Raw genomic sequence first — 12,936 nt, 5'->3', positions numbered from 1 at the left:
CTGTCCCGGTCATCAGCTCACAAAAAACCCGGCATCTGCCGGGTTTTTTGTGCGATCATTCAGGCTCAGGCGTTTGCCGCTGCCAGAATGTTGTTCAGTGTCGCGCTTGGGCGCATGACTTTCTTCACAGTATCGCGGTTGGCGTGGTAGTAGCCATCCAGCTCGGCTGGCTGACCCTGAACCGCTGCCAGTTCGTCCAGAATTTTCTGCTCGTTTTCAGCCAGTGTTTTGGCCAGAGGCGCAAACTGAGCTGCCAGTTCAGGATCTTCGCTCTGGTTGGCCACGGCTTCTGCCCAGTACATGCCCAGATAGAAGTGGCTGCCACGGTTATCCAGTTCACCGGTTTTACGAGAAGGTGACTTGTTGTTTTCCAGCAGTTTGCCTGTTGCCTGATCCAGTGTTTTAGCCAGAATCTTGGCGCGGGCATTATCGTTTTTGATGCCCATATCTTCCAGAGATACCGCCAGTGCCAGAAACTCTCCCAGAGAGTCCCAACGCAGATGGTTTTCTTCCTGGACCTGCTGCACGTGTTTAGGTGCAGAACCGCCGGCGCCGGTTTCATACATGCCACCGCCGTTCAGCATTGGTACGATGGACAGCATTTTGGCGGAGGTACCCAGTTCCATGATTGGGAACAGGTCGGTCAGATAGTCACGCAGCACGTTACCGGTAACGGAGATGGTGTCCTTGCCGCGGATCAGGCGGTCCAGAGAGTAGCGCATCGCCTGGTTGTAGGATTTGATGTAGATCTCAAGGCCTTCGGTATCGTGCTCTTTCAGGTAGTTCTGAACTTTTTTGGTCAGTTCCAGATCGTGCGCACGTTCCTGATCCAGCCAGAATACTGCTGGCGTGTTGGACTGACGTGAACGGTTGACTGCCAGTTTAACCCAGTCACGTACCGCTTCATCTTTGGTCTGGCAGGCGCGCCAGATATCGCCTTTATCCACTTCGTGCTGCATCAGAACGGTGCCGTCTGCTGCCACTACACGCATGGTGCCGGATTCTTTCAGTTCAAAGGTCTTGTCGTGTGAGCCGTATTCTTCGGCTTTTTTCGCCATCAGACCAACGTTAGGGACTGAACCCATGGTGGTCGGATCAAATGCACCGTTGGTTTTGCAGAAGTTGATCATCTCCTGGTACATACGGGCATAGGTGGATTCTGGCATTACAGCCTTGGTGTCTTTTGGCTTACCATCAGGACCCCACATTTTGCCGCCGTTACGGATCATGGCAGGCATGGAGGCATCGACGATTACGTCAGAAGGTACGTGCAGGTTGGTGACGCCTTTAACGGAATCTACCATCGCCAGTTCAGGGCGGTGTTCGTAGCAGGCGTGAATATCTTCTTCGATCTCTTCGCGCTTGGAGCGTGGAAGGTCAGCAATTTTGTCGTACACGCTGCCAAGACCGTTGTTCGGATTGACGCCCAGTTCTTTAAACAGCTCACCGTGTTTTTCAAACACTTCTTTATAGAACACAGTGACCGCATGTCCGAATACGATCGGGTGAGAGACTTTCATCATGGTGGCTTTTACGTGCAGCGACCACATTACGCCGGTTTCTTTAGCGTCATTCAGAGACTCTTCAAAGAACTCACGCAGTGCCTGGCAGCTCATACGCATGCTGTCGAGCACTTCGCCTTTTTCAAGGGACAGCTCTTTTTTTACTTCGACATTGCCGCTGGCGTTAACAAATTCAATGCGAACATCGCCAGCTTCTTCCATGGTGATGGATTTTTCTGCAGAGAAGAAATCACCGCCACGCATCCAGTCAGCGTGGGTGCGGGATGCTTTGCTCCACTCGCCCATGGAATGAGGGAACTTGCGGGCATAGGCTTTAACGGCTGCGGGCGCGCGACGGTCAGAGTTGCCTTCACGCAGAACTGGGTTTACAGCACTGCCCAGAATTTTCGCATAACGGTCACGGATGGATTTGGCTTCATCAGTCTGAGGGTCTTCCGGGAAGTCAGGAATATCATAACCCTGCGCTTTAAGCTCGGTGATACAGGCTTTTAACTGAGGTACAGAAGCACTGATGTTTGGCAACTTTACGATATTGGCATTCGGGTCCTGAGTCAGGTCACCCAGAAACGCCAGACCATCTTCAACACGCTGGGAATCGCTCAGGTTTTCGGGGAATGCGGAAAGAACGCGACCTGCAAGAGAGATGTCGGTGATGGTTACATTGATGTCAGCACGGGAAGTGAAGGTGCGTACAATCGGCAGAAGTGAGCAGGTAGCGAGAGATGGAGCTTCGTCGGTCAGGGTGTAATAGATGGTTTGCTTATTTGTAGTCATTGTATTCCCCAAATAATTTATGGCGTTAGGCCAAGGGCTCGGGTCAAGGCAACTTTTGGTCGCCTGTCTCTACTTTAGCGAGCCAGATGGTCGTGTTTCGGCGCATCAGTATACAGAAAAAGCCCCGATGGTCATACGTCAGGACTATGCACTTAAGGCTAATATCTGTTGTGTTTTTACAACTTTTTCCGCTTCTGACCGCTTTGGAGTGGTGTGTTGTGCCACTTTTGGGCAATTGTAGGCTGGAATTCACTACAAGTTACTACAAATAACAGGGTCAATAGGGCTCTAACTTTGGTCTAAAGTGGTCTGAACAAAGTCATGGACCTTGGCCTGAGGGTGTGGAATGATCCGCACCTTTACGATTCTTTCCGGTTTTAGGGTCATTGGAGGAGCTGCATGCTGAGTTATCGACATGCGTATCATGCGGGCAACTTTGCAGATGTCCTGAAACATATTGTTGAGGTTGAGATTCTTTACTACCTGACGCAGAAAGACAAAGCTTTCCATTATATTGATACCCATGCCGGTGGCGGGCTGTATACCCTTAAGTCTTCTGAGAACCGCAGGGCTGAATATCTGGATGGGGTTGCGCGTCTGTCGCTGACACAATTCCCGCAGTTGGCTGACTATTTTGCAGCGATTGACGCCTTTAATGCCGAAGAGTCCACGCTTTATCCCGGTTCCCCGGCATTTGCGCAGTATTTTCTGCGTCCTCAGGATCGAAGCTGGTTATTTGAGCTGCACTCAAATGAAGTAAATATCCTAAGGCAGTTTGCTGCGGGGGATGCGCGGGTTGTCGTCCAGCAGGCGGATGGTTTTAAAGGTGCGCTGGCGCAGGTGCCTCCAGTCAGTCGCAGAGGTCTGGTCTTAATTGATCCCCCGTATGAGCTAAAGGAAGATTATGATCGGGTGGTGAAAACGCTGCAGCAGTTGCACCGGCGTTTTGCAACCGGGGTGTACGCGATCTGGTATCCGGTGGTTGAGCGGTCTCGGATTGATCAAATTGAAAAAGCGCTGCTTGAGAGTGGAATAGGGCAGATTCAATTGTTTGAACTTTCTGTAAAAGCAGATACTGAAGGTCGTGGTATGACCGGATCGGGTATGATTGTAGTGAATCCGCCCTGGAAATTGTTTGAATTTATGTCTGAGCTGTTGCCTGAGTTGACCCGGGTGCTGGCCCAGGGTGAGGGTGCAGCCTATCGTTGTCTGCAGCTGGTGGATTAAAAGAGTGTGTTTGGTTTGTCAGGTGTTTTCAGAATAAAGGTGTGGGTATGAGTTCAGATTCGTGGGCTGAATTTAAAGGTGTGCGGGTTCAGGTAGCTGTGGCCGATGATTCCAGAACTGAATCTGTGCAAGACGCGCACAAAAAACCGACTCCGCCGGGCGATCACGACTGCTGCGAGAGTGGTTGTTCACCCTGTGTCTGGGATACCTATTATGAAGCACTGGAAGAGTGGCAGCAGCGGCAGACTGGCGGTGATAAAAATGGTGCTCAGTAAGCCGCGAAAGAGAAAATGTTCTTCAATTCAGTGAGTGCGTTTTATTTTTCGGCTTTGAGATTACCACGCAGGTACGTAATTTTTCCGCGCCAAAGCTCGACATCCGAGCAAAATCTTCCCGTGCTATAGGCATGTACTGACAGTCAACAGCGTCCTGTTTGCCTTCCTCCGGGTCAGGGTCATGGACATACAGGCAGCTCTCGTCAAAGCCTGAAACGGTTACCCAATGGGGTGCTTTGCGCCCATCCATCCGATAGGTGCTGATCAGAATAATCACGGCACAATCGTTCTCAAGCCAGTTGGCAATATCGTTTTGCGTTACGTCCTGATAATGAATTGCGACGCCTGTCTCTGCGGCATCCAGGTGAAACTGTTGGTCAACCGAGCGAATGATCTCTTTTTTAGCGGGGTCGCGTACGCCGTTCACAAAAAGCGTGTCTTTTATATTCAGATATACATCCGCTTTAAAGTCTCGATGATGCGCAGCCAGAGCGAGGCCGATGGGATGGCAGCCACCATGGCCAGACGTCATGAAAATCGTGGTTGCTTCACGCCAGATTGCTAATTCGGTGGCTTGGCTCATCGTCGGTTGGCTGCTCAGGCTGGCCATTGCCATCATTAATGATGCCGGGCCACAGGTGAAGTCAGTGGTCTGCTGATACCAGGGGATCGCTCTGTGAAGGGGGGATTCAGACAGGGTGCGCACCTTTTTCTGCATGCGAAGAGCGTCCTGATGGTCCTCATAATAATCCTCAAGCTCTCCAAAGACTTTGTAGCCTATCTGCTGATAGAGGCTCAGGGCGGGGTGGTTGTTGCGCGCAACCTCTAGCCGCATAAAAAAACGATTTCGTTCCGCAACTTTGTGTTCGGCCTGGTTGAGCAGCGCTTTTGCGATGCCTTTGTTGCGGTATTCGGGTATGACTGCAACTGAGTAAAGTCGGGCCAGGCGGGTACCGCGGTGTAGTAAGACCAGGACGTAACCGCAGATTTGCTGATGTTGTTCGGCGACCAGGAATATCCGGTGCGAAGCTTCGATCCAGAACTTTATCCGACGTTTTGAGAGTCGGTCTATTTCGAATACAGACTGCTCAAGCATCCAGAGTGATTCGGCATCCTGTTTTTGCGCTTCGCGGATGACCGGGTGGGGCTGGGGGGCTTCAGTATGAGCAGGGTGCATCAGAATTCCTTAGTGCCTGTTATTTTCGGCGCTGTCGCCCTAAATGAACTCTAACGGGCAAATCAGTATATCGCTTTCCTGATGTCGCTTCATAGAGACGTGTGTTGTGACAGGGGAATGGTGAGTTAACTTTAAGATTGTCGACAATGTTGATTTTAAGTGTGTGATTATTGATGCTTTGTTTTTGGACGAAAGGCTAATATGTGCACTTTTATCGCGACTATTACGCCTTATGTAGTAGTTTATTCGCGCTTAAACTCAGCTAAAGTGTGGGCACATCCTGGAAGTGTCTACAATAATTATAGCTTCCTGCCTTAGTTAACCATAAGAATCAAAGGGCCTAAGCACATGTCCTATCAAGCAGAGTATTCACGATCCATTGAAACCCCCGAGTTGTTCTGGGGTGAAAAAGCCGAGGCGCTTGCTTGGTTTAAAAAGCCGGAGCAGATCCTGTCCACAGATGAAAATGGCATCTATCGTTGGTTTGCTGACGGAGAGCTGAATACAGCCTATCTGGCACTGGACTATCACGTAGAGAATGGTCTGGCCGACAATCTGGCGATCATTTACGACTCACCGGTTACGAATCAGAAACGCAAAATTACCTACCGTGAACTGCGCGATGATGTTGCGAAGTTCGCTGGTGTATTGAAAGCACAGGGCGTTGAAAAAGGTGACCGGGTGGTTATCTATATGCCGATGGTGCCTGAAGCGCTGGTGGCGATGCTGGCGGTTGCTCGTCTGGGTGCAATCCACTCTGTTGTATTTGGTGGTTTTGCGCCACACGAGTTGGCAGTACGTATCGATGACGCTGAACCTAAAGTGATTGTGACGGCATCCTGCGGTATCGAAATTGCCAAAGTGATTGAATACAAGCCGATGCTTGATAACGCGATCGAAAAATCGGCCCACAAGCCAAACAGTGTGGTTGTACTGCAGCGCCCTCAGGCCAAAGCTGAATTGATACCGGGTCGTGATCTGGACTGGAATGAAGCTGTTGCTGCTGCCGAACCGGCTGATTGCGTGCCGGTTAAAGGTACAGATCCGCTTTATATCCTTTATACCTCTGGCACAACCGGTAAACCCAAGGGTGTGGTGCGTGATAACGGTGGCCATGCTGTTGCCATGAAGTACTCCATGCAGTCGATCTACAACGTAAAACCTGGTGATGTATTCTGGGCTGCGTCTGACGTAGGTTGGGTTGTGGGGCACTCCTATATTGTCTATGGACCGCTGCTGGCGGGCTGTACCACGATCGTTTATGAAGGCAAACCGGTACGTACACCGGATGCAGGTGCCTTCTGGCGTGTGTGTGAGGAATATAAAGCTAAGGTGCTGTTTGCTGCGCCCACCGCGTTCCGTGCGATCAAAAAAGAAGATCCGGAAGCATCTCTGCTGGCTAATTATGATCTGTCATCTCTGGATGCCATCTTTATGGCAGGTGAGCGACTGGATCCGCCAACCTATCACTGGACCATTGAGAAAACCGGTAAGCCGGTTATCGATCACTGGTGGCAGACCGAAACGGGTTGGGCGATCTGCGGCAATATGACCGGTATTGAAACGCTGCCGCCAAAAGCGGGATCGGCGACAGTGCCTGTCACCGGTTTCAACGTGCAGATACTGGATACAGAAGGCAACCAGCTGCCACCGGGTGAGCAGGGTGCAATTGCGATCAAGTTGCCATTACCGCCAAGCTGTTTGCCTACCGTCTGGGGTGACTTTGAGCGCTTCCGTACCGGCTACCTAACCGAGTTTCCGGGTTACTACAGCTCAGGTGATGGTGGTTACAAGGATGAAGACGGTTACGTCTTTATCATGGGGCGTACCGATGACGTAATCAATGTAGCGGGTCATCGACTGTCTACCGGCGAAATGGAAGAGATTGTGGCGGGCCATTCTGCGGTTGCAGAGTGCGCGGTGATTGGTATCAATGATCCGTTGAAGGGTCAGGAGCCAATTGGCCTGGTTCTGCTTAAAGACGGTGTGGATATTGATGAAGCTCAGTTGCAGGCGGAGCTGGTAGCCATGGTGCGAGGTGAGATCGGTGCGGTAGCGTGCTTCAAGCGTGCCATCGTTGTGCAGCGTCTGCCGAAAACCCGTTCCGGCAAAATCCTGCGTAAATTGCTGCGCCAGATAGCCGACGGTCAGGCCTACACTGTACCGTCTACGATTGATGATCCGGCCAGCCTGCCGGAAATTGAAGAAATTATGTCAAATAACGGTCTGGTATGTAACGCTTAAGACCGAATTTCATTACCCCTTGGCCCTGTGCAGGCGATCTTCGGATTGCCTTTTTTTGTTTGCGAGAAAGTTCTGGCAGGTAACTGGAGTGAACACTGTCTCTACTTTGTTGCTGCGGATTCTGGATTTAATGAAACTATAGTGCCGATTGAAAATCTTATATTGCGTAAAAAAATAGTTCATAGATGATAGATATTGTGAGTCTGAGATGTTATGTTCAACTCAGCTCAAGGCCGCGCCGTACCTGGGTTTCGCTTATGCGAAAGGTCGGGAAAATTTCCCGGGAAGCGATCTTAACCAAAAGATTATGCTTTTCGTCCCAAAGTACCATGTTAGCCGGCGGGGTCATTTTTCTATGATTCAACCTAAAGGTTGTCTTTCAATAACAAAAAGAGGAAATAGCTATGTGGACTAAGCCTGCTTACCAAGATCTGCGTATCGGCTTCGAAGTTACTATGTACTTCGCTAACCGTTAATACGCCAGATTTTCCGCGTATGTCCTAATTACCCCGGTACGCCGGGGTAATTTATGTCAGAGCCTTTATTTTTCTAATCTTCAGCTCTGAATGCTCCTTCCATAAGACAGATAACCAGATACCGTAAACATGAAAGTACAAGTTTTAGGTTCCGCGGCTGGTGGTGGTTTTCCTCAGTGGAATTGTAACTGCCGCAATTGTGCTGGCGTTCGTGCCGGTACCATCAATGCCAAACCCCGTACCCAGTCTTCAATCACTGTGAGCGCTGACGGCGAGCACTGGATTCTCTTTAATACTTCACCGGATATCCGTGAGCAGCTGGCAAATTTTTCGCCTATGCAGCCAGCGCGCTCAATACGTGATACCGGTATTTCTGCCATCGTGTTCATGGACAGCCAGATTGACCACACCACAGGTCTGCTGATGCTGCGTGAAGGGTGCCCGCATAATATCTGGTGCACTGAGATGGTTGAGCAGGATCTATCCACGGGTTTCCCTGTCTTCAACATGCTGAAGCACTGGAATGGTGGAAATCACGTTAATCGAATTCCTGTGGGACAGGCTGACAACAGTTTTGTGATCCCTCAGGTTCCTGAGCTTAAATTGACGGCGGTGCCGCTGCTAAGCAGTGCACCACCGTACTCACCGCATCGTAATGATCCGCATCCGGGCGATAATATCGGTATCCAAATCGAAGATACCCGGACCGGCAAAAAACTGTTCTATGCACCTGGCCTAGGTCAGATTGAACCGCATCTGCGCCCCGTTATGGAAGACTCCGATCTGCTGCTGGTGGATGGCACCATCTGGCAGGAGGATGAACTGATTGTTACCGGTGTTGGTGACAAGCTGGGGGTAGCTATGGGGCATCTGCCGCAGTCAGGAAAGGGTGGCATGATTGAGTACCTGGATACGTTGGAAAAACCACGTAAGGTGCTGATCCACATTAACAACACCAACCCGATTCTGGATGAAGACTCAGAGCAACGCGCTGAACTTGCCAGGCATCAGATTGATGTCGCTTATGATGGTATGTCCATCGAACTTTGAGCGCGCCTGTCAGTCTGCTAACTAGGGTTATTGCATAGAGGCTATCAGAATAATGAATTGCAAAACCGATGATCGCGCCCCGATGTCACGGGAAGAGTTTGAAGCTGCATTGCGTGCGAAAGGCGCGTTTTATCATACTCAGCACCCATATCACATCGCTATGTACGAGGGTAAATGTACCCCGGAACAAATTCGTGGCTGGGTCGCCAACCGTTTCTATTACCAGATCAGCATTCCGGTAAAAGATGCCGCTATCATGGCGAATTGCCCGGACCGTGATGTTCGTCGTCACTGGATACAGCGCATTCTTGATCACGATGGATATGATGGTGCTGTCGGTGGTATTGAGGCCTGGCTGCAGCTCGGAGAAGCGGTGGGTTTGACCCGTGAGGAGATCCTGTCGCAAGAGCATGTGCTACCGGGTGTACGCTTTGCGGTTGATGCATACGTCAATTTTGCTCGTCGTGCTACCTGGCAGGAAGCGGCCAGTTCTTCACTGACTGAGCTGTTTGCGCCAACCATTCATCAGAACCGCCTGGATAGCTGGCCATCTCACTATCCGTGGATCAAGGAAGAGGGTTATCAGTATTTTCGTAACCGTCTGACCGAAGCTCGACGTGATGTGAAACACGGTCTGGATATCACGCTGGATTTCTATACCACCCGTGAACAGCAGGAACGCATGTTGCAGATTCTCCAGTTCAAGCTGGATGTGCTCTGGAGTATGCTGGATGCAATGACGATGGCGTATGAGCTGAATCGTCCTCCATTCCACACCGTCACCGATGAAAAAGTGTATCACCGAGGTCTGTTTTAATGTCGTCACAGACTGAGATTGTGCCGGATTCAATTCCGGCACTTAACAAAATGTTCCGTTTCCAGTGGGAGAAAGCGCAGGATTGTTATGTGCTGTTATACCCGGAAGGCATGATCCAGCTGAATGGACCTGCGGGTGAAATTCTTGCGCTGGTTGACGGTCAACGAAATGTCTCTGAAATAACCGCGTTGTTGCAGGCTAAGTTTGCTGATGCGGGTGATATCAGTGCAGACATTATCGATTTCTTGGGGGATGCCCATGAGCAACACTGGATCACCCTGTAACGGTCAACCCACCCAGCCCAATCTGGGTGCAGTTGAATCGACTAAAACCCATGGCAAGCCTTTATGGTTGCTGGCTGAGCTGACATATAAATGTCCGCTGCAGTGTCCTTATTGCTCAAATCCCTTGGATTTTGCTGATTTTGCCGGCGAACTGACAACCCAGGAATGGCTTGATGTGTTCCAACAGGGTCGTGATCTCGGAGCAGTCCAGCTTGGTTTTTCCGGTGGTGAGCCGCTGGTACGTCAGGACTTGATTCAGCTGATTGGTGGTGCCCATGAAATGGGCTATTACACCAACCTGATCACATCCGGTGTTGGGCTGAACGAACGTAAGATGGCCGAGTTCCATCAGGCGGGCTTGGATCATATTCAGGTCAGTTTTCAGGCCAGTGATGAGTCCGTCAACAGCATGCTTTCCGGCTCGGAAAAGGCGTTCCAGCAGAAGCTGAAGATGGCGCGTGAAGTAAAAGCGCAGGGTTACCCGATGGTGCTTAACTTTGTCACCCATCGGCACAATATTGATCGCATTGACCGTATTATCGAACTCTGTGTTGAGCTTGAAGCTGATTACGTTGAGCTCGCTACCTGTCAGTACTACGGCTGGGCGTATGAAAATGTTGAGCAGCTGCTGCCGACCCGGGCGCAACTGGAACGTGCTGAGCGAATTACCAATGAATACCGTGAAAAGCTCGCCGCTGCCGGCAACCCGATCAAGCTGATCTTCGTTACGCCTGATTATTATGAAGAACGTCCAAAACGTTGCATGAATGGTTGGGGTGAAGTGTTTCTCACTGTGACACCGGATGGCAAAGCACTGCCTTGCCATAGCGCGCGGATGTTGCCGATCGAGTTCCCAAATGTGCGTGAGATGACACTGCAGCAGATCTGGGATGACAGTCCTGGGTTTAATCATTTCCGTGGTCTGGACTGGATGAAAGAGCCTTGTCGCAGCTGTGATGAGCGCGAGAAAGATCTGGGTGGCTGTCATTGTCAGGCCTATATGCTAACGGGCGATGCGCATAATGCGGACCCTGTTTGTGGTAAGTCACCCCATCACGATCTGATAGTTCAGGCGCGGGAAAATGCTGAGCATGTGGTAAACAATCCAGAACAGTTTGTTTACCGCAATGAGAAAAACTCCCGCATCATTGCAAAAGGCTAACTCTGGCGGGCGTTAAAGCCCGCCTTTTCTAATGCATGCCAGATGACTGACTCTATTCAACAACATGGTTTCTGGCAGTCCGCACTGGACGAGCTCACCGCTGTTGCTGCTTCGGTTGAATTTTCTCAGCCGCTGATCAGTCCGCAAGGTGTCCCATACTGGGTTGCGACTCTGCCAGAACGTGGCGGTGTAAACACTCTGTGTCGGTATCAGAATGATCAGGTGCAGTACCTGACCCCAGAAGGTTTCAGTGTTCGAAGCAAAGTCCATGAATATGGCGGGCAGGCCTGGTGTTTTATCAGCCATGACCGATTGGCTTTTGTGAATGCTGATGACCAGCAGCTTTATACTCAAGTCACCGGGCTTGTAGTAGAAGCACCGGTTGCGCTGACGAACGCTCCAGCTAGCCGGTTTATTGAGCCCGTTTATGACCCGGTACGAAATCGGCTTATCTGCATTGAAGAACTTCATCATTCCACTGAAGTTGAAAACCGCCTGATCTCTGTTTGTCTGGAAACAGGCAGTGTCACTGTCCTGCATGCGGGTCATGATTTTTATGCTTATCCAACCCTGTCAGACGATGCCAGCCAGATCGCATTTATAAGTTGGGATCACCCCTATCAACCCTGGCTGAAAACTCGCTGTTTTGCTGCAGATGTATCTGAGTCTGGCGCTATAGGCTCGATTAACGAAGTGAGTGGTCAATGCAACGATGTTGCACTATCTCAGCCCTATTTTGCATCGGATAACCGGTTGTATTTAGTCAGTGATCAGAGCGGATTTTGGCAGATCCACACCATAGATGCTGATCGAATTGTTGATACACCGCTGATCAAGACGGCGGCAGATTGTATTAATGCGCCTTGGCAAGGGGGCTTGCGGCACTTCGGCCAGCGCAACGATGGTAGCTGGGTTAGCCTTGCGCTTAAGCATCAGTCAGTTGAACTTTCGGTCGATCAGTCACCAATCCTCCTCGAGGGCTTTAACCAGATACGTAATCTAGCTGTTTCTGGTGATCAGGTGTTGCTGATTGTCGCCGCTGAGGATCGTTTGCCAGCGGTAGCGCTGTTGAATGAGAAGGGCGAGTTGAAACTTCTGGTCGGGGGTGAGTATCCCTTGCCTGTTGCTGAGTGCGCTGTGCCCGAAGCGATCTGTTTTAAAACAAAACAACATGCCTGTTACGGTTATTTCTATCCGCCGCAGAACAGCGCATATCCTGAGTCTGATAGGGCGCCGCCTTTGGTTGTGTTTCTGCATGGGGGCCCTACCGCCGCAACCTATCCTGTATTGAATCTCAAGTTACAGTACTGGACTCAGCGTGGTTTTGCGGTGCTTGATCTCAACTACCAGGGCAGCAGCAATTATGGTCGCGATTATCGATTGGCACTGGCCGGTAGCTGGGGGCGGGTTGAAATTGAAGATATTGATCTGGCAGTACAGGAGCTTGCCCGGTTGGATCGAATAAACCCTGCAGCCGTCTTTATCAGGGGGAACAGTTCCGGTGGCTTCAGTGCGCTTAACGCCCTTGCCGATCTTGACTGCTTTGCAGGTGGTGCCAGTCTCTACGGTGTAACAGATCCAATGGCACTGGGGCAGGCCACTCATAAGTTTGAATCGCATTATCTGGACTGGTTGATCGCTGATCCTGCTAAGGAGCCTGAACGTTACGACGCGGTAGCGCCAATCAACAAAATCGCTCAAATTTCCGCGCCTGTGATTTTCTTTCAGGGGGAACTCGATCGGGTCGTGGTGCCGGAACAAACCCGATCCATGGTGGATTCACTTAGAGCATCTGGTCTGCGTGTTGAGGCGGTTTATTTTTCTGAGGAAGCGCATGGCTTCCGACAACTGGATAACCAGATACGGGTGTTACAAACTGAATTACAGTTTTATCAGTCGCTAATGGAGCCATGATTTATTGGGAAAA

The 12,936-nt window shown here is 50.6% G+C and carries 11 protein-coding genes; 9 read left to right on the top strand and 2 right to left on the bottom strand.

Going from position 1 to position 12,936, the window contains the following annotated elements; genetic code table 11:
* Nucleotides 1-65: 65 nt before the first annotated feature.
* Nucleotides 66-2,297 (bottom strand): NADP-dependent isocitrate dehydrogenase, encoded by a 2,232-nt coding sequence (locus tag P2G53_RS01805; RefSeq protein ID WP_275812879.1) that lies wholly within the window; start codon nucleotides 2,295-2,297, stop codon nucleotides 66-68.
* Nucleotides 2,298-2,696: 399 nt separating this feature from the next.
* On the opposite strand from P2G53_RS01805, the gene rlmJ reads away from it, so the two are divergent.
* Nucleotides 2,697-3,524, top strand: coding sequence for a 23S rRNA (adenine(2030)-N(6))-methyltransferase RlmJ (gene rlmJ, locus P2G53_RS01800; protein ID WP_275812876.1), 828 nt, complete (start codon nucleotides 2,697-2,699; stop codon nucleotides 3,522-3,524).
* A 47-nt stretch (nucleotides 3,525-3,571) separates the two neighbouring features.
* Nucleotides 3,572-3,799, top strand: a complete 228-nt coding sequence (locus P2G53_RS01795) for an oxidoreductase-like domain-containing protein (protein ID WP_275812873.1) — start codon at nucleotides 3,572-3,574, stop codon at nucleotides 3,797-3,799.
* Between the two features lie 22 nt (nucleotides 3,800-3,821).
* On the opposite strand, the gene P2G53_RS01790 is transcribed toward P2G53_RS01795, so the two are convergent.
* On the bottom strand, nucleotides 3,822-4,976 hold the full coding sequence (locus P2G53_RS01790; protein ID WP_275812870.1) for a GNAT family N-acetyltransferase/peptidase C39 family protein: 1,155 nt from the start codon (nucleotides 4,974-4,976) through the stop codon (nucleotides 3,822-3,824).
* Nucleotides 4,977-5,324: 348 nt separating this feature from the next.
* On the opposite strand from P2G53_RS01790, the gene P2G53_RS01785 reads away from it, so the two are divergent.
* From P2G53_RS01785 to P2G53_RS01755, 7 genes are all read left to right on the top strand, one after another.
* Nucleotides 5,325-7,220, top strand: coding sequence for a propionyl-CoA synthetase (locus P2G53_RS01785; RefSeq protein ID WP_275812868.1), 1,896 nt, complete (start codon nucleotides 5,325-5,327; stop codon nucleotides 7,218-7,220).
* 404 nt (nucleotides 7,221-7,624) lie between these two features.
* Nucleotides 7,625-7,696, top strand: a complete 72-nt coding sequence (gene pqqA / locus P2G53_RS01780; protein WP_084332595.1) for a pyrroloquinoline quinone precursor peptide PqqA — start codon at nucleotides 7,625-7,627, stop codon at nucleotides 7,694-7,696.
* Between the two features lie 129 nt (nucleotides 7,697-7,825).
* The gene (pqqB, locus tag P2G53_RS01775) at nucleotides 7,826-8,746 is read left to right on the top strand and encodes a pyrroloquinoline quinone biosynthesis protein PqqB (RefSeq protein WP_275812865.1); all 921 of its coding nucleotides are present in this window, start codon (nucleotides 7,826-7,828) and stop codon (nucleotides 8,744-8,746) included.
* 52 nt (nucleotides 8,747-8,798) lie between these two features.
* Nucleotides 8,799-9,563, top strand: coding sequence for a pyrroloquinoline-quinone synthase PqqC (pqqC, locus tag P2G53_RS01770; protein WP_275812862.1), 765 nt, complete (start codon nucleotides 8,799-8,801; stop codon nucleotides 9,561-9,563).
* Nucleotides 9,563-9,847: a pyrroloquinoline quinone biosynthesis peptide chaperone PqqD gene (gene pqqD / locus P2G53_RS01765; protein WP_275812859.1), complete on the top strand. Its 285-nt coding sequence runs from the start codon at nucleotides 9,563-9,565 to the stop codon at nucleotides 9,845-9,847. Before pqqC ends, pqqD begins: the two co-directional genes overlap by 1 nt.
* Nucleotides 9,822-11,009: a pyrroloquinoline quinone biosynthesis protein PqqE gene (gene pqqE / locus P2G53_RS01760; protein WP_275812857.1), complete on the top strand. Its 1,188-nt coding sequence runs from the start codon at nucleotides 9,822-9,824 to the stop codon at nucleotides 11,007-11,009. Before pqqD ends, pqqE begins: the two co-directional genes overlap by 26 nt.
* A 42-nt stretch (nucleotides 11,010-11,051) precedes the next feature.
* Entirely contained in the window at nucleotides 11,052-12,923 is a 1,872-nt protein-coding gene (locus P2G53_RS01755; RefSeq protein WP_275812854.1) for a prolyl oligopeptidase family serine peptidase, read from the top strand.
* The last annotated feature ends 13 nt before the right edge of the window (nucleotides 12,924-12,936 follow it).

This window comes from Neptuniibacter sp. CAU 1671 (assembly GCF_029222905.1).
Classification (GTDB): Bacteria; Pseudomonadota; Gammaproteobacteria; order Pseudomonadales; family Balneatricaceae; genus Neptuniibacter.
This window is presented reverse-complemented; position numbering and strand designations above follow the sequence as displayed.

What these genes read in the sequence shown, in the direction of transcription:
- pqqC (WP_275812862.1), top strand. Translation starts at nt 8,799, where the DNA reads ATGAATTGCAAAACCGATGATCGCGCCCCGATGTCACGGGAAGAGTTT.
- P2G53_RS01805 (WP_275812879.1), bottom strand. Translation starts at nt 2,297, where the DNA reads ATGACTACAAATAAGCAAACCATCTATTACACCCTGACCGACGAAGCT.
- P2G53_RS01795 (WP_275812873.1), top strand. Translation starts at nt 3,572, where the DNA reads ATGAGTTCAGATTCGTGGGCTGAATTTAAAGGTGTGCGGGTTCAGGTA.
- P2G53_RS01755 (WP_275812854.1), top strand. Translation starts at nt 11,052, where the DNA reads ATGACTGACTCTATTCAACAACATGGTTTCTGGCAGTCCGCACTGGAC.
- pqqB (WP_275812865.1), top strand. Translation starts at nt 7,826, where the DNA reads ATGAAAGTACAAGTTTTAGGTTCCGCGGCTGGTGGTGGTTTTCCTCAG.
- pqqD (WP_275812859.1), top strand. Translation starts at nt 9,563, where the DNA reads ATGTCGTCACAGACTGAGATTGTGCCGGATTCAATTCCGGCACTTAAC.
- rlmJ (WP_275812876.1), top strand. Translation starts at nt 2,697, where the DNA reads ATGCTGAGTTATCGACATGCGTATCATGCGGGCAACTTTGCAGATGTC.
- P2G53_RS01790 (WP_275812870.1), bottom strand. Translation starts at nt 4,976, where the DNA reads ATGCACCCTGCTCATACTGAAGCCCCCCAGCCCCACCCGGTCATCCGC.
- P2G53_RS01785 (WP_275812868.1), top strand. Translation starts at nt 5,325, where the DNA reads ATGTCCTATCAAGCAGAGTATTCACGATCCATTGAAACCCCCGAGTTG.
- pqqE (WP_275812857.1), top strand. Translation starts at nt 9,822, where the DNA reads ATGAGCAACACTGGATCACCCTGTAACGGTCAACCCACCCAGCCCAAT.